The sequence below is a fragment of the Pseudomonas entomophila genome, from assembly GCF_013523165.1.
In the GTDB taxonomy this organism is placed as follows: domain Bacteria; phylum Pseudomonadota; class Gammaproteobacteria; order Pseudomonadales; family Pseudomonadaceae; genus Aquipseudomonas; species Aquipseudomonas entomophila_A.
The window spans coordinates 1-26,199 of the sequence record NZ_JAAMQI010000035.1 but is presented as its reverse complement, the minus strand read 5'-3'; the positions used below and the strand labels follow the sequence as shown (position 1 = coordinate 26,199).

The 26,199-nt window shown below is 64.3% G+C and carries 23 protein-coding genes and 2 pseudogenes; 16 read left to right on the top strand and 9 right to left on the bottom strand.

Annotation, left to right across the window (positions count from 1 at the left end; genetic code table 11):
* Positions 1-240: 240 nt before the first annotated feature.
* The gene (locus G7Z99_RS18830) at positions 241-1,110 is read right to left on the bottom strand and encodes a cation diffusion facilitator family transporter (RefSeq protein WP_181096509.1); all 870 of its coding nucleotides are present in this window, start codon (positions 1,108-1,110) and stop codon (positions 241-243) included.
* Positions 1,111-1,135: 25 nt separating this feature from the next.
* Positions 1,136-1,546 carry a polyribonucleotide nucleotidyltransferase gene (locus G7Z99_RS18825; protein WP_181096507.1) on the bottom strand — a complete coding sequence of 137 codons (411 nt, stop codon included), beginning with the start codon at positions 1,544-1,546 and terminating at the stop codon, positions 1,136-1,138.
* 118 nt (positions 1,547-1,664) lie between these two features.
* Between G7Z99_RS18825 and hrpB the strand changes: the two genes are divergently transcribed.
* A complete protein-coding gene (hrpB, locus tag G7Z99_RS18820) occupies positions 1,665-4,187 on the top strand; it encodes an ATP-dependent helicase HrpB (RefSeq protein ID WP_181096505.1) in 2,523 nt (840 codons plus the stop codon).
* A gap of 318 nt (positions 4,188-4,505) precedes the next feature.
* On the opposite strand, the gene G7Z99_RS20030 is transcribed toward hrpB, so the two are convergent.
* On the bottom strand, positions 4,506-4,766 hold the full coding sequence (locus G7Z99_RS20030) for an NIPSNAP family protein (RefSeq protein WP_308812308.1): 261 nt from the start codon (positions 4,764-4,766) through the stop codon (positions 4,506-4,508).
* An 87-nt stretch (positions 4,767-4,853) separates the two neighbouring features.
* Here G7Z99_RS20030 and G7Z99_RS18810 point away from each other — a divergent pair, with 87 nt between their 5' ends.
* The 5 genes from G7Z99_RS18810 to G7Z99_RS18790 all read left to right on the top strand — a co-directional run bounded on the left by G7Z99_RS18810 (position 4,854) and on the right by G7Z99_RS18790 (position 9,987).
* Positions 4,854-5,693, top strand: a complete 840-nt coding sequence (locus tag G7Z99_RS18810; RefSeq protein ID WP_181096503.1) for a DUF4062 domain-containing protein — start codon at positions 4,854-4,856, stop codon at positions 5,691-5,693.
* A gap of 14 nt (positions 5,694-5,707) precedes the next feature.
* Positions 5,708-7,168, top strand: a complete 1,461-nt coding sequence (locus G7Z99_RS18805; RefSeq protein WP_181096501.1) for a P-loop ATPase, Sll1717 family — start codon at positions 5,708-5,710, stop codon at positions 7,166-7,168.
* Positions 7,169-7,224: 56 nt separating this feature from the next.
* A complete protein-coding gene (locus G7Z99_RS18800; RefSeq protein ID WP_181096499.1) occupies positions 7,225-9,000 on the top strand; it encodes an SIR2 family protein in 1,776 nt (591 codons plus the stop codon).
* 202 nt (positions 9,001-9,202) lie between these two features.
* Positions 9,203-9,412 (top strand): hypothetical protein, encoded by a 210-nt coding sequence (locus G7Z99_RS18795; RefSeq protein WP_181096497.1) that lies wholly within the window; start codon positions 9,203-9,205, stop codon positions 9,410-9,412.
* A 44-nt stretch (positions 9,413-9,456) separates the two neighbouring features.
* Positions 9,457-9,987 (top strand): hypothetical protein, encoded by a 531-nt coding sequence (locus G7Z99_RS18790; RefSeq protein ID WP_181096495.1) that lies wholly within the window; start codon positions 9,457-9,459, stop codon positions 9,985-9,987.
* 348 nt (positions 9,988-10,335) lie between these two features.
* On the opposite strand, the gene G7Z99_RS18785 is transcribed toward G7Z99_RS18790, so the two are convergent.
* Both G7Z99_RS18785 and G7Z99_RS18780 read right to left on the bottom strand, forming a co-directional pair.
* A complete protein-coding gene (locus G7Z99_RS18785) occupies positions 10,336-10,836 on the bottom strand; it encodes a hypothetical protein (protein ID WP_181096493.1) in 501 nt (166 codons plus the stop codon).
* A gap of 173 nt (positions 10,837-11,009) precedes the next feature.
* The gene (locus G7Z99_RS18780; protein ID WP_181096491.1) at positions 11,010-11,666 is read right to left on the bottom strand and encodes a YciC family protein; all 657 of its coding nucleotides are present in this window, start codon (positions 11,664-11,666) and stop codon (positions 11,010-11,012) included.
* Positions 11,667-11,817: 151 nt separating this feature from the next.
* On the opposite strand from G7Z99_RS18780, the gene G7Z99_RS18775 reads away from it, so the two are divergent.
* On the top strand, positions 11,818-12,570 hold the full coding sequence (locus G7Z99_RS18775) for a DUF2076 domain-containing protein (protein WP_181096489.1): 753 nt from the start codon (positions 11,818-11,820) through the stop codon (positions 12,568-12,570).
* 1 nt (position 12,571) lies between these two features.
* Positions 12,572-13,072, top strand: a complete 501-nt coding sequence (locus G7Z99_RS18770) for a LabA-like NYN domain-containing protein (RefSeq protein ID WP_308812307.1) — start codon at positions 12,572-12,574, stop codon at positions 13,070-13,072.
* Here G7Z99_RS18770 and G7Z99_RS18765 read toward each other — a convergent pair.
* Positions 13,069-13,527, bottom strand: coding sequence for an Lrp/AsnC family transcriptional regulator (locus G7Z99_RS18765; RefSeq protein WP_181096485.1), 459 nt, complete (start codon positions 13,525-13,527; stop codon positions 13,069-13,071). The genes G7Z99_RS18770 and G7Z99_RS18765 overlap by 4 nt on opposite strands.
* Positions 13,528-13,684: 157 nt before the next feature.
* Between G7Z99_RS18765 and yedA the strand changes: the two genes are divergently transcribed.
* Together yedA and G7Z99_RS18755 are read left to right on the top strand one after the other, a co-directional pair.
* A complete protein-coding gene (gene yedA / locus G7Z99_RS18760; RefSeq protein ID WP_181096483.1) occupies positions 13,685-14,626 on the top strand; it encodes a drug/metabolite exporter YedA in 942 nt (313 codons plus the stop codon).
* Between the two features lie 36 nt (positions 14,627-14,662).
* Positions 14,663-15,994 carry a DEAD/DEAH box helicase gene (locus G7Z99_RS18755; protein WP_181096481.1) on the top strand — a complete coding sequence of 444 codons (1,332 nt, stop codon included), beginning with the start codon at positions 14,663-14,665 and terminating at the stop codon, positions 15,992-15,994.
* A 350-nt stretch (positions 15,995-16,344) separates the two neighbouring features.
* On the opposite strand, the gene G7Z99_RS18750 is transcribed toward G7Z99_RS18755, so the two are convergent.
* Positions 16,345-17,595: a TIGR03862 family flavoprotein gene (locus G7Z99_RS18750; RefSeq protein ID WP_181096479.1), complete on the bottom strand. Its 1,251-nt coding sequence runs from the start codon at positions 17,593-17,595 to the stop codon at positions 16,345-16,347.
* Between the two features lie 145 nt (positions 17,596-17,740).
* Positions 17,741-18,655, bottom strand: a complete 915-nt coding sequence (locus G7Z99_RS18745; RefSeq protein WP_181096477.1) for a histone deacetylase family protein — start codon at positions 18,653-18,655, stop codon at positions 17,741-17,743.
* A gap of 140 nt (positions 18,656-18,795) precedes the next feature.
* Here G7Z99_RS18745 and G7Z99_RS18740 point away from each other — a divergent pair, with 140 nt between their 5' ends.
* The 4 genes from G7Z99_RS18740 (at position 18,796) to G7Z99_RS18725 (ending at position 22,641) form a co-directional block, all read left to right on the top strand.
* Positions 18,796-19,365, top strand: a complete 570-nt coding sequence (locus G7Z99_RS18740; RefSeq protein WP_181096475.1) for a GNAT family N-acetyltransferase — start codon at positions 18,796-18,798, stop codon at positions 19,363-19,365.
* Between the two features lie 73 nt (positions 19,366-19,438).
* On the top strand, positions 19,439-20,308 hold the full coding sequence (tesB, locus tag G7Z99_RS18735) for an acyl-CoA thioesterase II (RefSeq protein WP_181096473.1): 870 nt from the start codon (positions 19,439-19,441) through the stop codon (positions 20,306-20,308).
* Complete coding sequence (locus G7Z99_RS18730; protein ID WP_181096471.1) at positions 20,305-20,895, top strand: HAD family hydrolase; 591 nt, start codon at positions 20,305-20,307, stop codon at positions 20,893-20,895. Before tesB ends, G7Z99_RS18730 begins: the two co-directional genes overlap by 4 nt.
* Before the next feature lie 339 nt (positions 20,896-21,234).
* Complete coding sequence (locus G7Z99_RS18725; RefSeq protein WP_181096469.1) at positions 21,235-22,641, top strand: amino acid permease; 1,407 nt, start codon at positions 21,235-21,237, stop codon at positions 22,639-22,641.
* A 502-nt stretch (positions 22,642-23,143) separates the two neighbouring features.
* Here the strand turns inward: G7Z99_RS18725 and G7Z99_RS18720 are convergent.
* Positions 23,144-24,769: a methyl-accepting chemotaxis protein gene (locus tag G7Z99_RS18720; protein ID WP_181096467.1), complete on the bottom strand. Its 1,626-nt coding sequence runs from the start codon at positions 24,767-24,769 to the stop codon at positions 23,144-23,146.
* Between the two features lie 210 nt (positions 24,770-24,979).
* Here G7Z99_RS18720 and G7Z99_RS18715 point away from each other — a divergent pair.
* Together G7Z99_RS18715 and G7Z99_RS20250 are read left to right on the top strand one after the other, a co-directional pair.
* Positions 24,980-26,137, top strand: a pseudogene (locus G7Z99_RS18715) (PAS domain-containing protein); the annotation flags it as partial.
* Positions 26,129-26,199: pseudogene (locus tag G7Z99_RS20250) on the top strand (methyl-accepting chemotaxis protein); the annotation flags it as partial. The pseudogenes G7Z99_RS18715 and G7Z99_RS20250, both read left to right, overlap by 9 nt.

Here is a 26,199-nt window from a genome sequence, read left to right as displayed (position 1 = left end):
GCCCGCAAGCTGGCTCGGGTGGTCTTTGCCCTGATCAGAAGCGGAGAGGAATATCGTCCAAAAGCCGCTTGAGTCCTTGGCAATTACCATAGAATCTCCCACAGATGACCGCGATAGCCTGCAACCCTGCGGTGGGGCTACGGGTGTAGGAGCGGCCCCAGTGCCGCGATCGGCCCCGCAGGGGCCGTAAAATCAGCGACCCCGTTCATACCGGCACACACTGCCCACCCAGCCCCCACCTCACACCGGATCCGCATGCACCATCACATCCGCCTGCGGATAACGCGCCCTTATCCGCGCCGACGCCTCCACGCACAACGCATGCGCCTCATGCAACGGCAACTCCCCCGGCAACTCCAGGTGCACCTGAACGAACCAGCGGTGCCCCGACACCCGCGTGCGCAAATCATGCGCGCCCACCACGCCCGGCAGCCCACACACCAGCGCCCGCATCTCCTCGGACACGTCGCTGGGCAGTTCCTTGTCCATCAGGATGCCGCCACTCTCCCGCGCGATCTGCACCGCGCTCCAGAAGATGTACACCGCGATCCCCAGGCCGAACAGCGCATCGAGCTGCGGCCAGCCGAAACGCGCCAGCAGCAGGGCGATCAGGATGCTGCCGTTGAGCAGCAGGTCTGAGCGGTAGTGCAGCGAGTCGGCACGGATGGCCGTCGAGCCGGTGAGGCGCACGACCTTGCGCTGAAACGCCAGCAACCCCACCGTCAGCACCAGCGACAGCAGCATCACGCCGATACCGGCCGTGGTATTGCCCAGCGGCGCGGGCGACTGCAGGCGCTCGACTGCCTGCACGGCGATGATCACCGCGCTGGCGCCGATGAACAGCGCCTGGGCCATGCCGGCCAGGGCCTCGGCCTTGCCGTGCCCATAGCGGTGGTCATCATCGGCAGGCCGCAAGGCGTACTGCACCGCCAGCAGGTTGAGCAGCGACGCCACCGCGTCCAGCGCCGAATCGGTCAACCCGGCCAGCAGACTGACCGAGTCGCTGAACCACCAGGCCAGGGCCTTGCTCACCACCAGCACGCAGGCCACCGTGAGCGAGGCCCGCGTGGCCAGGCGCAGCAGGCGCTGGTGTTCGGCGCTCGGGGTCATGCCCAGGCTCCGCGCCGTGGCGAGGTCATGCCGCCGGCACCGTGTTCAGGGCCGCCAATTGCTCGACGCTGCCGCGCTGCTGGATCAGCCGTGGATCGTCCAGCGGCAGGCGCTGGCCCAGTTCGGCCTCCAGGATCGCCTGCAGCTTGAGCCGGTCGACCTGCCCATCGGCTCCGATCGCCGGCCGCAAGGTGGCCGGGTCGACCTGCGCCGTGGTGCCGCCCGGGTAATAGATGGCGCCCGTGGCGAAATCGACGCCGAAGGCGATCAACCCCGGGATCACGTAGAAGAGCAGGCCGACCGCGTCCAGGGCCACGATCACTGGGTCGACCCGGCCATCGATCTGACCGCGACGGTCCGGGTAGAACAAGGTGCCGCAAGCGGTCAGTTGAGTGACGATCAGGGCGCCACCGATCAGGCGAGTAGGAATGCGCATGGAAAGTCTCCGCGAAAAAGGGCGCAAGAGGACAGGCTCGCACCTGCCTCCGTGAATGGGACCATGACGAGCCAGGCCCGGTTCGCCGTTATACTGGTCCGCTCGCCTGAGGACCACCATGATTTCACTCCCGATCGACACCGTGCTGCCGGCCCTGCGCCACGCCCTCGAAAAACGCCACGAAGTCGTGCTCGAAGCGCCACCGGGCGCCGGCAAGACCACCCGCGTGCCCTTGGCCCTGCTCGATGCCCCCTGGCTGCAAGGGCAGACGATCATCATGCTCGAACCCCGGCGCCTTGCCGCACGGGCCGCCGCCGAGCGCATGGCCAGCGAGCTGGGCGAACGGGTCGGTGACACGGTCGGCTATCGCATTCGCCTGGACAGCAAGGTCGGGCCGAACACGCGGATCGAGGTGGTCACCGAGGGCATCCTCACCCGCCGCTTGCAGGACGACCCAGCGCTGGAAGGCGTAGGGCTGGTGATCTTCGACGAGTTTCACCTGCGCAACCTGGATGCCGACCTGGCCCTGGCCCTGGCGCTCAACGGCCGCGAGCTGTTGCGCGAGGACCTGCCGCTCAAAGTCCTGCTGATGTCCGCGACCCTGGACGGCGAGCGCCTGTCGCGGCTGCTCGACGACGCGCCGATCGTCACCAGCGAAGGGCGCATGCACCCGGTCGACATTCGCTGGGGGCGGCCGACGCAGCCGGGCGAGTTCATCGAGCCACGGGTGGTGCAGGCCTGCCTGGAGGCGCTCGACGAGCAGACCGGTAGCCTGCTGGTGTTCCTGCCCGGCCAGGCCGAGATCCGCCGCGTGCAACAGGCCCTGGACGAGGCACTGGGCCAGACGCCCCAGGTGCAGGTCTGCCCCTTGCACGGCGAACTCGACCTGAACGCGCAACGGGCGGCGATCGACCCGGCGCCGCCTGGCCAGCGCAAGGTGGTGCTGGCCACCAACCTGGCCGAGACCAGCATCACCATCGAAGGCGTGCGGGTGGTCATCGACGCCGGGCTGGAGCGCACGCCGCGCTTCGACCCGCGCAGCGGCATGACCCGTCTCGACACCCAGCGCATCTCCCGCGCCAGCGCCACTCAGCGCGCCGGCCGGGCCGGACGGGTCGAGCCGGGCGTGTGCTACCGGCTGTGGTCACAAGCCCAGCACGAACAGATGGCCGCCTTCAGCGCGGCCGAGATCCTCCAGGCCGACTTGGCCGGGTTGGCCCTGCAACTGGCCCGCTGGGGCGTCGAGCCGGACCAGCTGACCTGGCTCGACGCCCCGCCCGGCGCCGCCTTCGCCCAGGCCCGCGACCTGCTCGAACGCCTCGGCGCGTTGCAGCCTGGGGGCGGTCTGTCCCGGCACGGACAGGCCATGGCCGAACTGCCCGCTCATCCGCGCATCGCCCACGTGCTGCTGCGCGGCCATGCCCTGGGCCTGACCCAGCAGGCTTGCGACCTGGCCGCCCTGCTGGGCGAGCGCGACATCCTGCGCGGTGGCGGGGCGGACGTGCACAGCCGACTGGCCCTGCTCGCAGGCGACCAACGCTTGCCCCGAGGTGCGCAGGGCAGCACCCAGCGCGCCAGACAACTGGCCCGGCAGTACCGCACGCACCTGCGCGGCACCCCCGGTGACAGCGTGAAAGACCCAGAGCACCCCCGCTGGGCCGGGTGCCTGCTGGCGCTGGCCTACCCCGACCGCGTCGCCCGCCAGCGCCAGGCCGGCGGCGGCGACTACCGCCTGGCGAACGGTCGCGCCGCGCAGTTCGGCGAGCCCGATGCCCTGATGAAGCACGCCTGGCTCGCCATCGCCGACCTGGGCAGCCGTCAGGGGCAGCGCGAAGAACGCATCTACCTGGCCGCCGACCTCGACCCGGCGCTGTTCGAGACGGTCCTGAGCGAACAGGTGCGCCAGGTCGACCTCCTGGAATGGGACGAACGGGAAGGGGCCCTGCGCGCCGAGCGGCAACGCAAGGTCGGCGAACTGGTGCTCGACCGCCAGCCCTTGCCCGACCTGGACGCCGATGCACGCGCCCAGGCCCTGGCCGGGCTGGTCCGCCGCAAGGGCCTCGAACTGCTGCCCTGGACACCGGAGCTGCGCCAGTGGCAGGCCCGCGTGGCACTGCTGCGCAGCCTCGACCTTGCCCAGACCGGCACCAGCGACTGGCCCGACCTGAGCGACACGGCCTTGCTCGCCTCGCTGGAACAGTGGTTGGCGCCCTACCTGGGCAAGGTCACCCGACTGAGCCATTTCGCCCAGCTCGACCTGTCCTCGATCCTGCGCAACCTGCTGCCCTGGCCGCTGCCGCAACAGCTCGACAGCCAGGCGCCGCAGACCCTGGCGGTGCCGTCAGGGTCGAACATCCGCATCGACTACAGCGAGCAGCCACCGGTGCTGGCCGTGCGCTTGCAGGAACTGTTCGGCCTGGCCGAGACGCCTCGCATTGCCGGTGGCCGTCAGGTGCTCAAGCTGCATTTGCTGTCACCGGGGCGCCGGCCTGTGCAGGTGACCCAGGACCTGGCGAGCTTCTGGCGCACGACCTATGACGAGGTGAAGAAGGATTTGAAGGGGCGGTACCCGAAGCATTACTGGCCGGACGATCCGTTGGTAGCGGAGGCGACGGCGCGGGCGAAGCCGAGGAAGGTTTGAATGTCAGTGTGACGTTTTGAGTGCGGCGTGAGAGCTAGGTACGGATACCCGTCAATACCTCTGATACATCGCCCCAGCTTTGTATAGGCCTTGAGCAAATGCCGCGTGTGGACTGGATAGACGTCCGTTTCAAATTGCGCTCAGCATTGAAACGCCATTGCACCTCAGTACCGCAGGAGCGATGTCGCTAAGGCGCAATAATGACCTCTCGTGGACGGCTGCTTTCGAACTTTTGCAGGCGTCCGCAGAGCGTTGACCAGGGCCGGCCGGTGTGGCGGTAATGGTTGAGGTGCACGACAAGCAGCTGCCACGTGTGCGCTATTCGAGCGCAGGACGAAGAAAGCTCCTCTCGTAGCTCACGATGAACTTCAACGTTGTCGCTTCTTCCACCAGACGTACACATTCGGGATCGTGTGCTGCTTCTTGCTGATACCGCTCGTACTCGGCAAGGGTGGCGAAGCTGTGGAGCCTCCTTGCAAGGTCTGACGTTTCCTCAGCTCTACAGGCTGTGTCTCCATAGCGCTCGTTAGCGCTTTCCGCTACCGCATGGCCTTCCGTTTTGCCCTCACCCTGGGCGATGAACCTAATGCGGTACGACGTCTACTAGCTCATTTCTTCATGCTGTAGTATTACTACGCCACCACTTCACTGCACCAAGGAATGAGCATGAGTTACAAGGCAGATGTCTTCAATGTGATGATCGCTTCCCCGGGGGATGTTAAAGCAGAGAGGGCTCAGGTCAGAGAAGTCATCCACGAATGGAATGCAGTACATTCAAGGTCGCGTAGAATCGTCCTTCTTCCGATAGGATGGGAAACCCATTCCGCACCTGAGATGGGAGCAAATCCTCAGACAATTATCAATAGGCAAGTCCTAGATAGATGCGACTTGCTTATCGGAGTCTTTTGGACTCGTGTGGGTACTGCTACCACCGATTATGCGAGCGGAACTGTTGAAGAAATTGAGAAACACGTTGAGAGCGGTCGTCCAGCCATGCTGTATTTTTCCAGCCAGCCTGCCGCTCTGGATACTGTTGATCCTGACCAGTACAAGCAACTCCGGGATTTTAAGTCCTCTTGTCAGCAGCGAAGCCTTTATGAGGGCTACGAAGACCTGACAGAATTCCGAAATAAGTTCGCCCGCCAACTCCAAATTGTGATTAACGAAAATGAGGCATTTAAAGTTTCTGATGAAGCCGTTGCGACCTTTTCAGAATTGGACTCAAAAGTACCGATCCTAAGCGATGAAGCGCAGTTGCTTCTGAAAGAGGCATGCGCTGATAGCCACGGATCCATTATGCACATTCGTTACATTGGTGGCACAGACATTCAAACAAATGGCAAAAACCTCATCGCTTCGCGCAACCCAAGAGAGCTCGCTAGATGGGAGGGCGCTCTTAATGAGTTGCTCGAGCTTGGGTTTTTAGCAAGGCGCGGCAGCAAAGGCGATAGCTACCAAGTCACAAATCAAGGCTACACGTTCGCCGACACCATTCCCGCCAAGTAAGATATTAGATTAAAATGATCTCCATAAATCTTCGTGACAAAAAACTTTTTGGCAATGAGGCAGGCGAAGACGAAGACCTTGAACACCTCAATGCTTACTATATAGAAAACAACGATTTTGACGATTTCTACGATCCGAGCGAGAAGCTATCGATCGTAAGTGCCCGCAAAGGAATGGGGAAGTCCGCCCTCTTGTCGAGACTTGACTACAAGTTAAAAAGCGAAGAGGCTTACAACGCTCCAATAGTTATACGCGTAAAAGGAAACGATCTTTTAGGGCTAGGCAGCTTTACGGGAAGCGACCACTCTTACTTGGAGAATTATTGGAAGCAAATTATTTGTAAAAGAATCGCGATGGAGGTTGGAGCGCAAATTGGCTTGGCGCTTACCGATGACACCATGTCCATGGTCGAACTCGCAGAGCTAGACGGCATCAAAAACAAGAACATCATTGGTGCACTCACATCCAGAATGCTGGGTAAAATCCCATTGCTAGGTGTTGAAGTCAAAAAGTCAATACCGACCAATGTTGAACATCTTCTCAAGCGATATCAGGAGCTAGAAGAAAGACGTCAAGTCTGGCTGCTCATTGATGATATAGATGCCAAGTTTCAGAATAACACTGAAAGCCAAGCTAAGGTCGGCGCCTTCTTCAGCGCAATTCGCTCTCTAGCGCACGACTACAAAGGTCTGAACGTGCGCGCAACCGTCAGAAGTGACGTCTGGTCTTGCCTGCGCCATCTTGAAGATCTAGACAAACTTCAGCAGTATATCATCGGTATAGTCTGGACTAAACGCCAGATGCGTGACATGTTAGCTCAAAAAATACTTGTTTACATTGTAAATAATCATCCTCAGTCAGCGGAAGCAAAATTTAAGCTCTCGACTGATTACAATAAAATTCTTGACATGGTCTTTACCTCGCCCATTGAGTGGCGCAACAATAAGGATGCAAAGCTTTTTGACGCAATCGCTGCTTTCTCTAACCGGCGGCCTCGCTGGATGGGGCAACTTTGTAGAATGGCCGCTAAAAAAGCCAAAGAAAACCCCCATACCAAAAAAATAACTCTCGACCACATCAATTATATTTTGTCAGACTTTGGTGCTAATAGGCGGGATGATTTGATCAAGGAGCATGTACATCAATTTGATGAGCTCAACCATCTAATTGACGCGTTGCGAGCGACAAAGCGAGAGTTTTCCTGTTCTGAACTTGAGGAGACGCTTGAACTTAACTACTTGAGAGGCAGAGTCAAGGATAGCATTCCAGCGGTTGATGGAAAACCTTACGCGGGCGTCGAAGACCTTGCAGACTTTATTTACAAGCTTGGCCTCATCTCTCACATTCATCTGGACGGCGTCGAGTTCACCCATTTCACGGACGACCCTGATCTGTATCGTTCACTTGAAAATCGAAGAGACAATGTAAAATGGTCTCTACATCCATCCTATAGGAAGTTCCTAAATATTCACTGATCTGGGCTAGCTCAAATCCAGGACGCATCGCGCCGTCCAACAATCGAGGATCCTGCATGATCGTTGCTGCTTCTGATCCAACAGCCCAAATTGCCTTCTCCATGTTTGAGAACAAAGGCGTCTACGCAGTGCTTCTTGGCTCAGGCGTATCACGCTCGGCAGGCATACCGACCGGTTGGGAAATTACCATGGAGCTGGTGAAACGATGGGGCATAGCGTCTGGTGCCGGCGAGCAGGAAGATTGGCTCGCGTGGTACGTAGGTCAAACAGGAGAGCAGCCCAATTACTCCACGTTACTCGAGCGCCTGGCGACAACCCAGACGGAACGGCGAGCGATCATTCAAGGCTTTCTGGAGCCTAACGACGAGGAGCTGGAGGACGGCCTGAAGCTACCTACCCGCGCCCATCGGGCGATCGCAGCCATGGTCAAGGCAGGTCATGTACGCGTGATTGTCACGACGAACTTTGACAGACTCATGGAGAACGCGCTGCGCGACGTCGGCGTTGAGCCAACTGTCGTCAGCTCAGAAGACACCCTAGCGGGAGCGGAACCACTCACTCATGCGTCCTGCTACATCCTGAAAATCCATGGCGATTACAAGGATGCAAGGATCCTCAACACCGATGTGGAACTGGGCGAGTACCCTGCTGCGTTCAATACACTGCTTGACCGCATCATCGATGAGTTCGGGCTGATCGTCGCTGGCTGGTCTGGTGAGTGGGATCATGCCCTGAGGGCGGCATTCCTGAGAGCACCCTCTCGTCGTTACCCTACGTACTGGCTTTCTCGGAGTCGACTGAGCGATCGTGGGCAGGAGCTGATCGTTCAGCGTCGTGCCACGACCGTAACTGGGATGGATGCCGACACGTTCTTCGACGGGCTGAATCTCAAGCTTGAGACTATCCAGCAGTCCAGACTACCTAACCCAACAGGTATTGAGCTGACTCTCGCTATGGCCAAGCGCTTTATGGCCAGACCCGAGCACAGAATTCAGCTCGATGATTTAGTGACAAGTCAGGCTCATCAAGCAATCAGTCATCTGGCTCCTCTCTTCGCAGAACGCCCCCAGGGCAGCACATCCAAGGATTTTATCGACCTGGTTGAGATTTACGAAGCAGCCATCGAGCCGTTGGCACGGCTTTGTGCGATATTGGGACGTTGGGGTTCAGGTGCCGAACACAAGATCGTTTTGGATGCCATCAAGGGCCTTCACGCTGCGTCTCAGACCGAGCAGTCTGGATGGGTGCCTGGAATTGCCTTAAAGAGTTATTCGACAGCGCTGGTCAGCTATGCGTACGGCATGGGGCTGGTTCGGGCAAATCGCTTGGGTGAGCTGTTTGAGCTGTTTCGGACGACGCTGATAAACCGACGCGAAAAGCCTTTTGCTCTGGGCGTGGAGCTATCACCATTCTACGTCGAGGCAGCCAATGGCTTGTTCGAGTTATGGAAGAGCTTTGAAGACCAAAGCAGATCCCTCACCCCCTTGTGCAACCGACTCCATGACTACCTTACGCCTCGGTGGGTGCCTGACTTTGCGGGCCTTCAGGATCCTGGGCTGCTTTACACAAGGTTCGAATTCTTAAGCTTCCTGTTTTTCTGCGAGCAACGCGGAATCAATGAAGAATCGCTTGCAGATGCGTTAAAAAACCATGGCTTCAGGAAAATCGCATTGGGCCGGCTTTCCTGGAATTCAGAGACCATCAACCGCTTCGCTCACGAATATGCCACCGAAGAGTACAGGGCCCCGCTGCTGGCCGCAGGGTTCGCACTCGGTTCGCAAAGCTACCTTGAGCAAATGCTTGAGGGACTTAAGCGGCTGTCCAGGTACTGACGCCTAACGAATTCCAATCAACGCAAATACGATTTAAGGATGCTCCGATCAACTTACCCCTCGGCGGCGACAGCCGAAGTTTTCTCAGTCAGCAGCGCTATGTGCCGAAAAGCGAGCGATTTATTCGGTTTTGAGGGCGTTTGCCCTCATTTTTCTGTGTTAAGCGCGCAAGCCTGTTCTTGCCAGGAGCGAGCGAACGACCATGACCCCACAAAAGCTGCTGACCTACCTTCCACGTGATCTGGTCGAGCCGATCGCCCGTGATGTCGCCCAGGCGACGGCCTGGCAGATGCTGGGTCCTGAAAAGCACGACCATCAAATCCTGACGGCACGGGTACTGGAGTGGGTATTTCTACGCTGGGGCTGCGCGTTGCAAAAGCCCGTTGATGAGGCCATGACCTGGTATGCCTGACGCTGGCGGCCGTGCTGCATCGTCATGGGTCTTGCGATGACGCGTTGACTCGGAACGCCCTGGATGCCGTCGACAGGCTCAATCGGCGCGTGGTCCTGAGTGATGCCTTCGAACGTAACAGCGCGGCCATCAAGGCACTGCTTGGGTCGTTGCCGAAGCCCTTGGCACGACGTCCGCCCCTGGCCAGGCACGTCACGTTCTGGCGAGAAGGTGATGCCGCGTCCGTGCAGGTAGGCGAATGGTTCTATGCGATCCATGTCCACGCCATCCTCGGCAACCATGAAGCGCCGGTCGTCGAACTTTACGACTTCGTTTCACGACAGCCGCCAGTGGCCGAGGACCTGCGCGCCTGCAAGGCCAAAGGGCAGCCCAGCGCTGACGGCGTGCCGCGCGTCGACCGTCATGCAGTGTATGGGCTCAGGGATGTGCCGGACAGGGCAGGGCAGTTTTGCCTCATCGCCAGCGGCATGCCCGCGCCCAGCGTCGATCATCTGCAACCTTCGACCGGGCTGTTCTGTGTCAGCGATCCTTTCACCTTCCTGAAGGACGTCCGGCAGGCGTTCGGGCACGGATGAGCAATGGTCAGCGTCGCGCCGATGCCCTCAGGCTCAGGCTGGCGAGATGACATGCGCGCTTGGGCGTAGCCTGCACCGGCTGTCACGGCCCTTGTGGGCTTGTCTACGATGTAGGCGCCGCCTGACAGGGCCCTATCGCTGGCAAGCCAGCTCCCACCCAGATCTCTGCAATTTGTCGGTATAGGCATGGCTGCGCGAGCAGTCTGTGCGGGCTTGCTCGCGATGCAGCCGGCGCCTGACAGGCGCCTATCGCTGGCAAGCCAGCTCCCACCCAGATCTCTGCAACTTGTCGGTGTAGGCATGCCAAGCCAATACGCAGTCCAGGTCCTGCGACCCCTGCCGGATGCGCTACACCACTTCCTCGATCAGATACTCGTGCAACTCACCTTCGCCCACCGTCAGCGAATAGAACTGCCCAGGCTGGTGATGGGGTGTGTCCGGCTCTGCCTTGACCTGATGCCCCAGGTGGTCGCGCCAGCGGCAGATCAGGCGGCCGTCGATGACCTCGAGCGGCTCGATCTTCCAGTGGTCGGTCACCTCGGCATGCTCGTACAGCCCCAGGTAGCCATTACGGCTGATGCCGAGCCGGCCGCGCGCGCGTGGACCGGTCCCTGAGATGGTGTAGTGCCAACGGTCCTGTGTGTGAGACACGTAGCTGAACTGCAAGACCGGTGGCCGCTCGTTGCCGCCCGCTTGTAGCCAATCGTGGGCTGGGGCAATGCCCCAGCCGAACTTGTCGCTAGGGCGGCTGAAACGAAGCGGGAGGGCGCGGTCGCCTTGCAGCAGGTAGACGCGGACTCGGAAGGAGGTGCCTGGCTGAAGCAGGGCAGGTGACGAGTCATGGGGCATGCGAAGGGCTCCTGTCGGCGGTGAGGGTAGGCACCATGGCGGTGCCAGGCGACCCTATAGCGGGGCAGGAGAGGGGCGAAGATTGAAGGGTTTCCGGGGTGGCGCCGGGCCTTGCGTACCGAGCCGCAGGGGTAGCGCGCAAGACCCTCGGTGAGCGTACGGTACGCTCATCCCTAGCGTGGCTGCTGCTCCTCGACCAGCATGAACAGGCGATACAGCACCACCAGGCTGAACAGCTGCAGGAAGGTGCTCAGGCTGGACAGCACGATCTGCCCCACTACCGACAGGTCAGGAACCAGCAACAGGACGCCGACCTCCAGCAGGATCACTGGCCCCACCGCCGCGAGCATGCACAGCACGATCCTGAAGAAATGACCGCGGGTCATGCGCGCGCTCTCACGCATGGATTCGATGATCGGGTAACCGCGCAACACCAGCAGGTATTGGGCGAAGACCAGCCGGACCATGATCCAGATGCCCGGCACGATGAACAACATGAAGCCGACCACGATCAGCAAGGCGCCAAGCGCCCGTTGACCCAGGACTTTCGGGTAGAACTGGCTCATGCGATTGAACACGGCGCGCAGGGTGGGCGTCTTGCCGCGGCTGCGGGCGTCGAGGTACAGCATCAGCGCGGAGCTGTACATCGGGTAGAAGATCATGCCCACGATGATGCCCTGTGAGGCTTGTGCGTCTTCGTCGAACTGCAGGAACCACAGTTGCAGGGCCACCGACTCGAGCACGATCAGTGGCAGACACAATCGGATAATATTCATCAGGTGTCGGCGGGAGAAGTACAGCGAGTCGCGTAAAACGGTCAAGACATCCATAAGTCCGGGTCGCCAAGCAGAAAGCAAGGCCCCACTTTAGCCCAGAGCCCGGCCCGGGCTGAAGAAAGTTTCACCCGGCGCGATTGAATCCCTGCGCGTCTTGCCCCATCTTCAGCACTGTCCGATGTCCAGGCACTGCATGAGGTAGCCCATGAACACTGAAGAACAAACCCTGATCGATGGCCTGTTCGGCCGCCTCCGGCAAGCCGAGGACGCCGGCCAGGCGCGCGACGCCCAGGCGCTGGCGCGCATCGAGGAGCACGTCCGTCAGCAGCCGGCGGCGCCGTACTACATGGCCCAGGCGATCCTGGTGCAGGAAGCGGCGATCAAGCGCCTGGACGAGCAGAACACCAAGCTCGAGGCCGAGCTCAAGCAGCTGCGGGCCCAGGCCTCGGCACCGCAGGCCCAGCAGGGCAATAGCGGTGGGGGCTTCCTGTCGAACCTGTTCGGCGGCGCTTCCCGCCCCGAGCCGCAACGCTCTTCCGTACCCGCGTCGGCCCCGGTCTCGGGCGGCGGCTGGCGCGACGGGCCGCGCTCCAACGTCCAGGGGCAGGCGCCGGCCCAGCCACAGGCCTCGGGCTTCGGCGCCGCGCCCGCAGCCGGGCGTGCGGGCGGCGGCTTCATGAGCGGTGCCCTGCAGACCGCGGCGGGCGTGGCCGGGGGCGTGCTGCTGGCCCAGGGCATCAGCAGCCTGTTCCACGACAAGCCTGAAGAGGTGGTCGAGGTGATCCAGGACGAACCGGCGCACGCCAGCGACAGCGGCGGTGGCTGGAACGATCAGGGTGAACACGCCCAGGTGGCCGACAACGGCTACGGCAACGACCAGGGCGGTTTCGCCGACACCGACTACGGCAGCGATGACGGCGGTGGCGACTTCTTCTCGGACGATGACAGCTTTGTCTGAGGTGCCTGGCCAGGCGGCCCGAACCCCGCGGGTCGCGCTGTTCGCCGACGTGCAGAACCTCTACTACACCGTGCGCCAGGCGCACGGTTGTCATTTCGATTACAGCGCGCTGTGGGCCCAGGTCAGCCGTGAGGGCGAGATCGTCGAGGCCAAGGCGTATGCCATCGAGCGCGGCGACAGCAAGCAGCAGCAGTTCCAGCAGATCCTGCGCAACCTGGGCTTCGAGGTGCGCCTCAAGCCCTTCATCCAGCGCAGCGACGGCTCGGCCAAGGGCGACTGGGACGTGGGCATCACCCTCGATGTGGTCGACGCCGCGCCCACGGTCGACCGGATCGTCCTGGCCTCCGGCGATGGCGACTTCGACCAGCTGCTGCAGCGGGTCGCCGAGCGCCACGGCGTCGAGACGGTGGTCTACGGCGTCCCCGGCCTGACCGCCCATGCGCTGATCCGTGCCGCAGACCGCTACGTACCGATCGAAGGGCGCCTGCTGCTGCGGCGCTAGGCCTTGCGGCTGGCCTGAACGAGGTGCTCCAGGGGCACGCGTTGCTCGATCGGGCTGGACAGGATGATCGAGGTCTTGCTGAAGCCGAACTGGGCGATCTGGTCGATCACCGTTTCCAGCTCCTCCATCGAACCGACGGCGGCCAGCAGCACCACGCAGGCATCGCCGGTGACGCGGTGGCATTGGGTCAGTTGCGGGATGCGCGCCAGCGCTTCGTAGGCCTGCGGGTTGCCGTGGTGGCTCAGGCGCAGCTCGACCAGGCACTGGATCGGCAGGCCGATGCGGTCCAGGTTGACCTTGGCGGTGTACCCGGTGATGACGCCGCTGGCTTCGAGCTTGGCCACTCGTTCGGCCACGGCGGGAGCCGACAGGTTGACGTAGCGCGCCAGCTGCGCGAAAGAGGCGCGGCCGTTTTCCAGCAGGGCGGCGAGGATCAGGCGGTCATAGCGGTCCATACATGCCTCGAGCGTGGGCTGTGGATTCAATGGTCGAACGACGATAGAACCGTTCATTCGAAGGTGCAACACCTCGGCAAACCCTTTTTGCAGCTTAAGTTTGCGCGCCAGCCTTTCTAAACTAAGCCACCTCCAAATGGATTTCGAGTACGTCCTCATGCCTGCTTCTTCGCGTTTGCCGTGGCTGCTGATCGGCGCCTTCCTGGCGCTCTACCTGGTCTGGGGGTCGACCTACCTGGCGATCCGCATCGGTGTCGATTCCTGGCCGCCGATGATGATGGCCGGCATTCGCTTCATGGTCGCCGGCGGGCTGCTCTACGGCTTTCTGCGCTGGCGTGGCGTGCCGGCGCCAACCTGGGTGCAGTGGCGCTCGGCGGCGGCCATCGGGTTTCTGCTGCTCAGTTGCGGCAACGGCGGCGTGACCCTGGCCGAGCATGCCGGGGTAGCCTCGGGGGTCGCGGCACTGGCGATCGCCACGGTGCCGCTGTTCACCTTGTTGTTCGGCCTGTGGTTCGGGCAGCGCACCACGCGCCTGGAGTGGGCGGGGATCGTGCTGGGCCTGGTCGGTATCGGCCTGCTCAACCTGGGCCCGAACCTGCAGGCCAGCCCCATGGGCGCAGCGCTGGTGGTGTTCGCGGCGGCGGCCTGGGCCTTCGGTTCGGTCTGGAGCAAGCGCCTGCCATTGCCGCAAGGCGCCATGGCCAGTGCCGCCGAGATGCTCGGCGGTGGCCTGGTATTGCTGGTCGGCAGCGTGCTGAGTGGCGAGCGTCTGACCCAGATGCCGTCGGCGGCGAGCTGGGCGGCGTTGGGCTATCTGATCGTGTTCGGCTCGATCCTGGCGTTCAGTGCCTACCTGTACCTGCTCAAGCATGTGCGCCCGGCGGCGGCGACCAGCTATGCCTACGTCAACCCGGCGGTCGCGGTCCTGCTCGGCATCCTCTTCGCCGGCGAACGCATCGACGTCGAAGAAGCCCTGGCGATGCTGGTGATCATCAGCGCGGTGGTGCTGATCGGCCTGCCGCAGTGGCGCCGCCGGGGCATGCCCCCCGTGGTCGTGGGCGATGGCGAAATGTGCAAGCCGGGCAAGGCGTTGCGGTAAACTGCCGGCTTTGCTGAACCTCTACACGGTATTGCCATGACCTTCGCCACGCTCGGCCTGATCGAACCCCTGCTGCGTACCCTGCAACAGCGGGATTACACCACCCCAACGCCGATCCAGGCCAAGGCGATCCCCGCCGTGCTGGCCGGGCGCGACGTGATGGCGGCAGCGCAGACCGGGACCGGCAAGACCGCCGGCTTCGCCCTGCCGGTGCTGCAGCGCCTGGCCCTCGAAGGCGGCAAGGTCGCCAGCAACTCGATCCGGGCGCTGGTGCTGGTGCCGACCCGCGAGCTGGCCGAACAGGTGCACACCAGTGTGCGCGAGTACGCCGAGCACCTGCCGGTGAGCACCTATGCCGTCTACGGCGGGGTCAGCCTCAACCCGCAGATGATGCGCCTGCGTCGCGGCGTCGACCTGCTGGTGGCAACGCCCGGCCGGTTGCTCGATCTGTTCCGGCAGAACGCGGTGACCTTCGGCCAGGTACAGATGCTGGTGCTCGACGAGGCCGATCGCATGCTCGACCTGGGGTTCGCCGAGGAACTGCGCGCGGTGTATGCCGCCTTGCCCCGCCAGCGCCAGACGCTGCTGTTCTCTGCCACCTTCTCCGAGCAGATCCGCCTGCTGGCCGGCCTGGCGCTGAACGATCCGCTGAGCATCGAGGTCAGCCCGCGCAACACCACTGCCAGCACGGTCAAGCAGTGGCTGGTGACGGTGGACAAGAAGCGCAAGGCCGAGCTGTTCCTGCACCTGCTGCGCAAGCACCGCTGGAAGCAGGTGCTGGTGTTCGCCAAGACCCGTAACGGTGTCGATCAGCTGGTCGAGCAGCTGCAGGCCGAGGGCATCAGCGCCGACGGCATCCATGGCGACCGGCCGCAGGCCACGCGTCAGCGTGCGCTGGACACCTTCAAGGCCCGCGAGATCCAGATCCTGGTCGCCACCGACGTGGCCGCCCGGGGGCTGGACATCGATGACCTGCCGCTGGTGGTCAACCTCGACCTGCCGATCGTCGCCGAAGACTACGTGCACCGCATCGGGCGTACCGGCCGGGCGGGCAACAAGGGCGAGGCGATCTCCCTGGTGTGCGCCGACGAGGTGCAGCTGCTGTCGGCCATCGAAGTGCTGATCCGTCAGACCTTGCCCCGTCACGACGAACCGGACTTCCTCCCGGACCACCGCGTGCCGCTGACCGATGCCAGCGGGCAGGTGATCAAGAAGCCGAAGAAACCCAAGAAGCCCAAGGAGAACAGCGCCAAGCGCGGCCTGGGGCGCTGGATGGACAGCGACGAGACGCCCGCCAAGGCGCCGGCGGTGAAGGCGGTGCGCAAGGTGCCGAGCTTCAATGGGGGAGCGCGCAAGCGCAAGCCGTAAGCGTTTCAGGCTTTTTGGGGGCTGCGGGCCCAATCGTGGCCGGTCCGGCCCATTGGCAGGGGTCGCTCCTGGACCCGAAGTTACACCGCAGTGGTACAGGCGATCGCGGTACTGCGGGAGTCCGCCTGCCGCCTTGGCGCCGCGCTGTCGCGCAGAGAACATGGCGATAGCCGGCAGGATCCGAAGCTCTATTGCTAATCGATTTTAGGGCCGCTTTGCGGCCCATCGCGGCACGGGGGCCGCTCCTACACCCGTAGCCCCACCGCGGTGACGCAGGTCATCGCGGTTCCTGTGGGAGCGGCCCCAGTGCCGCGATTGGGCCCGCAGGGCCCACAAAATCCTGAAGCCGGTCACGCCGCGCCGACGGCCCGTTTCGCCCACGCCGCAGCCGCCTGGCCGGCCCTCAGCCCGCTGGCGAAGCAGGCGGTCAGCAGGTAGCCGCCGGTAGGGGCTTCCCAGTCCAGCATCTCGCCTGCGCAGAACACGCCAGGCAGGGCCTTGAGCATCAACCCCTCATCCAATGCCTCGAAGCGCACGCCACCGGCGCTGCTGATGGCTTCGTCGAGCGGGCGGGTGCGTACCAGTTCGATGGGCAGAGTCTTGATCGCTTGCGCCAGGGTGACCGGGTCGGCGAATACCGCTGGGTCGGTTACCTCACGCAACAAGGCGGCCTTGACGCCGTCCAGCCCCACCTGCCCTTGCAAGTGCTTGGCCATCGAGCGCGAGCCACGCGGCTTGCTCAAGGCGCGCACCAGCGTGTCCATGGGGCGGTCGGGCAGCAGGTCGAGCAGCACCGTGGCGCGACCGGCCTGTTCGATGCGCTGGCGAATCGGCGCCGACAGGGCATACACCAGGCTGCCTTCCAGGCCCTGCGCGGTGAGGATGCACTCGCCCTTGCGCGGAGCGCTGCCGGGCAGGGCCATAGCCACGTTCTTCAACGGCGCACCGGCGAACTTGCCCTTGAGCAGGTCGCTCCAGGCCTCGGCCTCGAACCCGCAGTTGCTCGGCCGCAGGCCGGCGACCGCCACGCCGCGCTCGGCCAGCAGCGGCAGCCAGGCCCCGTCCGAGCCCAGGCGCGCCCAGCTGCCCCCGCCCAGGGCCAGGACCACTGCCGCCGCATCGATGGCGCGCTCGCCCTGGGGGCCTGCCACCCGTACGCGGCCATCGGCCTGCCAGCCAAGCCAGCGGTGACGGGTGTGGATGACCACGCCGTCGTCGCGCAGGCGCTTGAGCCAGGCGCGCAGCAGCGGTGCAGCCTTCATGTCGGTGGGAAACACGCGGCCCGAGGTGCCGACGAAGGTGCTGACGTCCAGGCCGTGGATCCAGTCGCGCAGGGCCGTGGCGTCGAAGCCTTGCAGCAGGCGATCGATCTCGTCGCGGCGTTCGGCGTAACGGCCGACGAAGGCCGGGTAGGGCTCGGAATGGGTGATGTTCATGCCGCCCACGCCGGCCAGCAGGAACTTGCGGCCCACCGACGGCATGGCATCGAACAGCGCCACGGCCAGGCCGGCCTGGGCCAGCGCTTCGGCAGCCATCAGGCCGGCAGGGCCGCCGCCGATGACGGCGACCAGGGGGCGAGGGGAGGGGGCAGAATCGGTCATGGCAACCCAGGCGGTGGAAAAACCGGCATTCTACCGCACCTGCACTGCCTCGGGCGCTGTACGAAAAATGATCAGTTCTCTGCAGGGCACGTGGCGCAAGGCCTGGCGAGGGTTTCGCTCAGGTTATCCACAGGCGGTTCCACACTCAGTGTGCACAACCCAGCACCTGAGCCGCCGTGTGGTGCAGGATGCCATGGCGCCGGGCCAGGGCCTTGCGGTCCTTGTCGTAGCCACCGCCGATCACGCCCGCCACCGGGATGTCCCGGCCCAGGCAGTGGCGCAACACCCGCGCATCCCGCTCGGCCAAGCCTTGATCGGTCAGCTGCAGGTAGCCCAGCGCATCGTCCCGGTGCACGTCGACCCCGGCGTCGTACAGCACCAGGTCAGGCTGGTACAGCGGCAGCAGGTAGTTGAGCGCGTCGTCCACCACGTCCAGGTAGGCCGCATCGCCCATGCCGCGGGGCAGGGGGATGTCCCAGTCGCTGTGGGCCTTGCGCGCCGGGAAGTTCTGTTGGCAGTGCAGCGACACGGTGATCGCCTCCGGGGTGTCCTCGAGCATGCGCGCGGTGCCGTCGCCCTGGTGCACGTCGCAGTCGAAGATCAGCACCCGCTGCACACGGCCGGCCGCCAGCAGGTAACGGCTGATCACCGCCAGGTCGTTGAAGATGCAGAAGCCCGCCGGGTAGTCGTGATGCGCGTGGTGGGTGCCGCCGGCCAGGTGGCAGGCCAGGCCGTGCTCGAGGGCCAGTTCGGCGGTGAGCAGCGAGCCGCCGACGGCGCGGACGGTCCGGCGCGCCAGGGCCTCGCTCCAGGGCAGACCGAGGCGACGCTGGTCCTCGCGGGACAGGTCGCCGCTCAGGTAGCGTTCGATGTAGCCGCGGTCGTGGGCCAGGGCGAGGATGTCGTGGGAGCAGACCTGCGGGCGGATCAAGGCCGCATCGGTGGTCAGCCCCGTCTCCACCAGGTGATCGCGCAGCAGGCGGAACTTGTCCATCGGAAAGCGATGCTCCGGTGGAAACACAGGGCTGTAGTCGTCGTGGTAGATCAGTGGCAGGGCCATGGCAGGGTCGCAAGGGGGCGTGGCTCGATCTTGCCAGCCGCCGGGGCCTGGAGCAACGCCGGGGCGCCAAAGGGTGCGGCGTGTTCCCGCGGGGGCGGCGACGCGCTTATCATGGGGTCTCTTTGCCCGTGGAGCGCGCCATGACCGTTGTCCTGCGCCTGGAAAGCCCCCGGCTCGTCTTGCGCCAGTGGCGTGACGACGACCTGGCCCCGTTCGCCGAGCTGTGCGCCGACCCCCAGGTGATGCGCTATTTCCCCGCGCCCCTGACACGGCTAGAGGCCGCGGCGCTGATCGGGCGCATCCGCGGGCACTTCAACGAGCACGGTTTCGGCCTGTGGGCGCTGGAGCGCCTGGATAGCGGTGCGTTCATCGGCATGACCGGCTTGCTGCGCGTGAACTTCGAAGCGCCCTTCGCTCCGGCGGTCGAGATCGGCTGGCGCCTGGCGCGCCGTCACTGGGGGCAGGGCTATGCCAGCGAGGCGGCCTGGACCTGCCTGCGCTGCGCGTTCACGCAGTTGCACCTGGAGGAGGTGGTGTCGTTCACCAGCGCCTCGAACCTGCCGTCGCAGAAGGTCATGCAGGCCATCGGCATGGTCGAGGACGTCCAGGGCCGCTTCGAGCACCCGCGCCTGCCGGTCGGGCACCCGCTGCGCCCCCACGTGCTCTACCGCATGGACCGCGCGCGCTGGCAACGAACCCTGCACGGGTAAGCGCGGCCTGACGCCCAAAACTTGTATCATCTGCCGGCCTCTATATGCCGTGATGCCTTGCCGGGAGATTTCAATGAGCCATGTGCTGGACGACCTCGTCGACCTGTTGAGCCTAGAACCGATCGAAGAAAACCTGTTCCGCGGGCGCAGCCAGGACCTGGGCTTTCGCCAGCTGTACGGCGGCCAGGTGCTCGGCCAATCGCTGTCGGCCGCTTGCCAGACGGTGGAGGACGCGCGCCACGTGCACTCGCTGCACGGTTATTTCCTGCGTCCGGGCGATGCCAGCCTGCCGGTGGTCTACTCGGTCGACCGGGTGCGCGATGGCGGCAGCTTCAGCACGCGCCGGGTGACCGCGATCCAGAAGGGCCAGCCGATCTTCACCTGCAGCGCCTCGTTCCAGTACGACGAGCAGGGGTTCGAGCACCAGGCGCCGATGCCGGACGTCCCTGGGCCGGAAGACCTGCCCAGCGAAGTGGAGCTGGCGCGCGAGCATGCCGACCGCTTGCCGGAGCGCCTGCGCGACAAGATCCTCTGCGCCAAGCCGATCGAGATCCGCCCGGTCACCGAGCGCGACCCGTTCAACCCGCGCCCAGGCGATCCGGTCAAGTACACCTGGTTCCGCGCCGACGGCCAGCTGCCGGACGCGCCGGCCCTGCACAAGTACCTGCTGGCCTACGCCTCGGACTTCGGCCTGTTGACCACCTCGCTGTTGCCCCATGGCAAGTCGGTGTGGCAGCGCGACATGCAGATCGCCAGCCTGGACCACGCCTTGTGGTTCCACGGCAACCTGCGTGCCGACGAGTGGCTGCTGTACGCCAACGACAGCCCCTGGGCGGGCAACGCCCGTGGCTTCAACCGGGGCAGCATCTACAACCGCGCGGGTCAACTGGTCGCCTCTTCGTGCCAGGAAGGCCTGATTCGCCATCGCAAGGACTGGGCATGACACTTTCCGAGATTCGCCACTGGGTGTTCGACATGGACGGCACGCTGACCGTCGCCGTGCACGACTTCGTCGGCATCCGCCGGACGCTGGAGATTCCGCTCGACGAGGACATCCTCACCCACCTGGCCGGCCTGCCGGCCGATGTCGCCCAGGCCAAGCACGCCTGGCTGCTGGAGCACGAGCGCGACCTGGCGCTGGGCTCACAGCCAGCCGCCGGGGCGGTGGAGCTGGTGCGCGAGCTGGCGGCGCGGGGGTGCCAGCTGGGCATCCTGACGCGCAATGCCCGTGAGCTGGCCCACGTCACCCTGCAGGCCATTGGTCTTGCCGACTGTTTCCCGGTCGAGCAGATCCTCGGGCGCGACGAGGCGGCGCCCAAGCCCAGCCCGGATGGGTTGCTGCAGATCGCCAAGGATTGGGACGTCGCGCCGTCGCAGCTGGTGATGGTCGGCGACTACCGGTTCGACCTCGATTGCGGGCGGGCGGCCGGTGCGCACACGGTGCTGGTCAACGTGCCCGACAACCCCTGGCCGGAGCTGGCCGACTGGCACGCGCGCGACTGCCATGCCCTGCGGCACCTGCTGGGCTGACCGACGCCGCCCGTCGACAGCGGCCGACCGTCAGGGGGCTGTCTAGTTGCCATCATTACAGGTTGCGTCACTGGCCGTGACGCGGATGGATACGTCATCCGCGACATCTGGCGCATCCAGGTATTGCCTGTCGTGATCGAACAGTTGCGGGACGTTTTCGAATAATTTCCGCACGCGGCGCCCGGCTTACAGTGAGGCCGCACTTCACTGACGCGCCGCGATCCTGCATCGCCGACAATAACAACGCTTCGGTGAGCCACATTCCCCCTCGTCCCACAGGAGACGCTTTCGCCTACGCCTGCCTTCCTTCCTTGTGTCAGCAAAAAGAGAACAAGATCAATGAACACCGTGGGATCTGATGGGAGCGCCCTTGCTCAAGGGTTCAAACCACGTCATGTAACGATGCTGTCGATTGCCGGCATCATCGGTGCAGGGCTGTTCGTCGGTTCAGGGCATGCCATCGCGGCAGCCGGTCCGGCAACCATAATCGCTTACCTGGTGGCCGGTACCTTGGTGGTGCTGGTCATGCGCATGCTCGGCGAAATGGCCGTCGCTCATCCTGACACCGGGTCATTTTCCACCTACGCCGACCAGGCCATCGGGCCATGGGCCGGCTACACCATCGGCTGGTTGTACTGGTGGTTCTGGGTGCTGGTGATCCCCATCGAGGCCCTGGCGGCCGGGCACGTGCTGAACCTGTGGTTCCCGGAGGTGGACAGTTGGCTGTTCGCGCTGGCCTCGATCGTGCTGCTGGCGGCGACCAACCTGTTCAGCGTGGCCAAGTACGGGGAGTTCGAGTTCTGGTTTGCGGTGCTCAAGGTCACGGCGATCATCGGCTTCATCGGCCTGGGCTTCGCCGCGCTGATGGGCTGGTTGCCGGAACGCGAGGTCAGCGGCCTGGGGTCGCTGATGGCGCAGCATGGCGGCTTCGCTCCGAACGGCGTCTCGGCGGTGGTCGGGGCGTTCATCACGGTGATGTTCAGCTTCATCGGCACCGAGGCGGTGACCATCGCCGCGGCCGAGTCCAGCGACCCGTCGCGCAACATCGCCAAGGCCACCCGTTCGGTGATCTGGCGGATCAGCACCTTCTACCTGCTGTCGATCCTGGTGATCATCTCGATCGTGCCGTGGAACGACCCACAGCTGGCGGTGGTAGGGTCCTACCAGCGCGCGCTGGAGCTGATGAACATCCCCTACGCCTCGTTCATGGTCGACTTCGTGGTGCTGGTGGCGGTCGCCAGCTGCATGAACTCCTCGATCTACATCGCCTCGCGGATGATGTACTCGCTGGCCAAGCGCGGCGATGCCCCGGCCATGCTGAAGAAGACCTCCAGCGTCGGCGTGCCGCGCGCGGCGGTGTTCGGCAGCACGCTGATCGGTGTGGCCATCACGGTGCTCAACTACTTCGCGCCCAAGGGTGTGTTCGAGTTCCTGCTGGCCAGTTCCGGCGCCATCGCCCTGCTGGTGTACCTGGTGATCGCCATTTCCCAGTTGCGCCTGCGCGGTCGACTGGAGCGCGAGAACGCCGAGCTGAAGTTCCGCATGTGGCTGTTCCCCTGGCTGACCTGGGCGGTGATCGTGTTCATCACCTGCGCACTGGGTGTGATGATGTTCACCGAAGAGCACCGGGCGGAGATCAGCGCGACCCTGGGGCTGGCGATCGTGATCTCGTTCCTGGGCATCATCAGTTCGCGTGGGCATTCGCGAGCGGCGCAGGGGCGGGTGTTGGGGGAGGTGAGGTCCTGAGGTTCGGGGCTGGGCATCGGCTTATTGCCGGAAAGACGGAGGGGCTGGTTTTACGGCCCCTGCGGGCCCGACCACGGCCGGTCCGGCGCCCCGGCAGGGGCCGCTCTACCCCATAGTCACGCCGCGGTTGAACAGGCGGTCGCGATCCCCTGTGGGAGCGGCCCCCGTGCCGCGATCGGGCCCGCAGGGCCCGTAGACCAGCCACGCTGACCTTTCCATACGCCACATCCGATCAGCATCGGAAGCGCCCGTAACATCCCCGTCTACCTGCCGAGGACCTCGGTACCGCATCCACCGCCATCGCGGGCAAGCCCGCTCCCACCGGGCCTTATTCCAGCCAGCTACCCGGCATCATCCCCAATGACTGGCCCCTTGTGGGAGCGGGCTTGCCCGCGATGCAGGCGGCGCCCGCTCCGACCTTGTCACCGGCAAGCCAGCGCCCGCTGCTTCTTGTTCCAGTCACCGCGCGCTTCACACATGGCCAGCACCCGCCTGACCCTCCTCACACCTGAAACCGCGCCACCATGCCATTGAGCTCCACCGCCAGCCGCGACAGCTCCTGGGCCGAGGCGCTGGTCTGGTTGGCGCCGGCCGAGGTCTGCATCGACAGGTCGCGGATGTTGACCAGGTTGCGGTCCACTTCGCGCGCGACCTGGGCCTGCTCTTCCGAAGCGCTGGCGATCACCAGGTTGCGCTGGTTGATCGACGCGATGGCCTCGGCGATGGTCCGCAACGCCTGACCGGCGCCCTGGGCGATGTCCAGGGTGCCGGTAGCCCGGCCCTGGCTGTTGTGCATGGCGCTGACCGCACGGGTGGTGCCGGACTGGATGGCGGCGATCATCTGTTCGATCTCCTGGGTCGATTGCTGGGTGCGGTGCGCCAGGGCGCGCACTTCGTCCGCCACCACCGCGAACCCTCGGCCGGCTTCACCTGCACGCGCCGCCTCGATGGCCGCGTTGAGCGCCAGCAGGTTGGTCTGCCCGGCGATGGCGCCGATCACGTCCAGCACGCGGCTGATCTCGTTGGCGCTGCTGGCCAGCTGTTCGATCTCCTGGGAGGTGCCGGTGACGTCCTCGACCAGGGACTGGATCGATGCCAGCGCCTGATCGACCCGGTCGCGCCCTTCGCGGGTGGTCTGGTCGGCGTCCTTGGAGGCATCGGCAGTGCTGACCGCGTTGCTGGCCACTTCTTCCACGGCGGCGGTCATCTGGTTCACCGCCGTGGCTGCCTGGTCGATCTCGGCGCTCTGCTGGTGCAGGCCTCGGCTGGTGTCTTCGGTGACGCTGTGCAGTTCTTCGGAGGCCGAAGCCAACTGGTCGGACGAGGCCGCGATCTGGCGAATGGTGTCGCGCAGGTTGTCTTGCATGCGGGCCAGGGCGCCGAGCAGCAAGGCCGGCTCGTCATCCCCCTCCACGGTGATGGCCTGGGTCAGGTTGCCGGAGGCGACCCGCTCGGCCACCGCGACGGCTTCGGTCAGCGGTGTGACGATGCTGCGCGTGAGCAGGACCGCAATGGTCACCAGCACGACGAGAATCACGCCCAGGGCCAAGGTGATCAGCAGGAACGCCTCATGGGCGGCCTTGGCGCTGCGGGTCGAGGCACGTTCGGAACCGTCGGCGTTGTAGGCCATCAGCGCGGTGAGGGTCGTCATCATCGCCTCGGTGCTCTGGGCCAGCGGGCCGTTGACCAGCTGCCGGGCGTTGTCCAGACGGTTGGCCAGCACGGCTTCGCTGACGTTGGCCTGCTGCGCCTGGTACTGCGCCTTGGCTGCCATGAAGGCCTCGAACAGCGTACGGTCTTCCGGATCCTGGATGGTGCTTTCGTAGAACGTGAGGTTCTTCTGCAAACCCTGGTTGATGTCGTTCACCTTGCGCAGGGTCGCTTCACGGGTGCTGGCCTGGTCTTCGAGGATGCTGCGCATGGTCAGCGCCCGGGCACGGCCGACGTCGCGGCCCACCTCGCTCAGGGCCAGCACGGCAGGCATCCAGATGGTCCGGGTCTCGGCGCTGGCGCTGTCCATCTTGCGGGTTTCATAGAGCGCGACCGACCCCAGCAGGGCGACCAGCACACCGATCAGGGCGAACATGGCCGCCGCGCGTTTACCCACCTTGATGTGTCTGAATTGCATGAAGCGTTCCCCTCCAGGTGCCGGATACAGGTCATCGTTATCGTCTGGGTTCGATGATGGCAAATCGGCATCGTTCCGTGACTCACGTGCGCTTGCCAGGGGTTCGGGTATTTTTTTGCAACGGGCGAGTCGATTGCCTTCAAGCGGGGTCCATACAGGTCGATAGATAGTGGCACAGGGCCATGGATTCGGCTGTCTCGGTCCTTTTGAATGAGTGTCTTGAACATGTTCCAACTGTTTCGCAGCCGTGATGAACGCCAGGCCCTGCAGCACATGCTGCACAACCTGCCCGCTTCGGAGGGCGTCCGTGGGCAAGGCAAGGCCGGTTGGCGCGCGGTGCTCGGTGCCTGGCAGACGCTGACGGCCCAGGCCGACGCGAGCGCGGCCCGTGAGGCGCACCTGCGCGCCGAATTGAGTGCGACCCGTGAGCTGCTCGAGCAAGCGACCGCTTCGGCCACCGTATCGGAGACCCGCTTCGACCTGGTCAACCGCGCTTCGAGCGAAGGCCTGTGGGACATGGAGGTGGTCGCAGGCGACCCGGTCAACCCGAAGAATCGTTTCTGGTGGTCGCAGCAACTGCGGCACCTGCTGGGCTTTCGCGACGAAAACGACTTCCCCAACGTGCTGGCCAGCTGGGCCGACCGCCTGCACCCCGAGGATCGCCAGGCGACCCTGGATGCCTTTGCCCGCCACCTGAGCGACACGTCCGGCGCCACGCCGTACCGGGTCAGGAACCGGTTGGCGATGAAGGACGGCCGCTACCGCTGGTTCTACGCCCAGGGCGAAACCCTGCGAGACAGCCGTGGCAGGCCCTTGCGCGTGGCAGGCTCGCTACGCGACATCCATGACGAGCTGGAGCGCGACCAGGCCCACGAGGTGATCATCACCCGCTTCGAACTGGCGCGTGAGATGCTCTCCGATGGCCTGTGGGACATGGAGGTGATCGCCGGCGACCCGGTCAACCCGAAGAACCCCTTCTGGTGGTCGACGCAATTTCGTCGGCTGCTGGGGTTCGAGACCGTCGAGGAGTTCCCCGACGTGCTGGACAGCTGGGCGTCGCGCCTGCACCCGCAGGACAAGGAGGCCAGCCTGGTCGCGTTCGCCGCGCATTTGAACGACCGTACCGGCAAGACGCCGTTCGACATCGAATACCGGTTGAAGATGAAGAGCGGCGAGTACCGCTGGTTCCGCGCCCGCGGGCAGACCCGGCGCGATGCCCATGGGCTGCCTCTGCGGGTGGTCGGCGCGCTGGTGGATGTCGATCTCGAGCACCAGCAGCAGGCGATGCGCGAAGCCGAAGCGGCCCACCAGCAGACCCTCGAGGCGAACATCGCCCAGTTGACCGAGATCGTCGGCACCATCCAGAGCATCGCCAGCCAGACCAACCTGCTGGCGCTGAACGCGGCAATCGAGGCGGCGCGGGCGGGGGA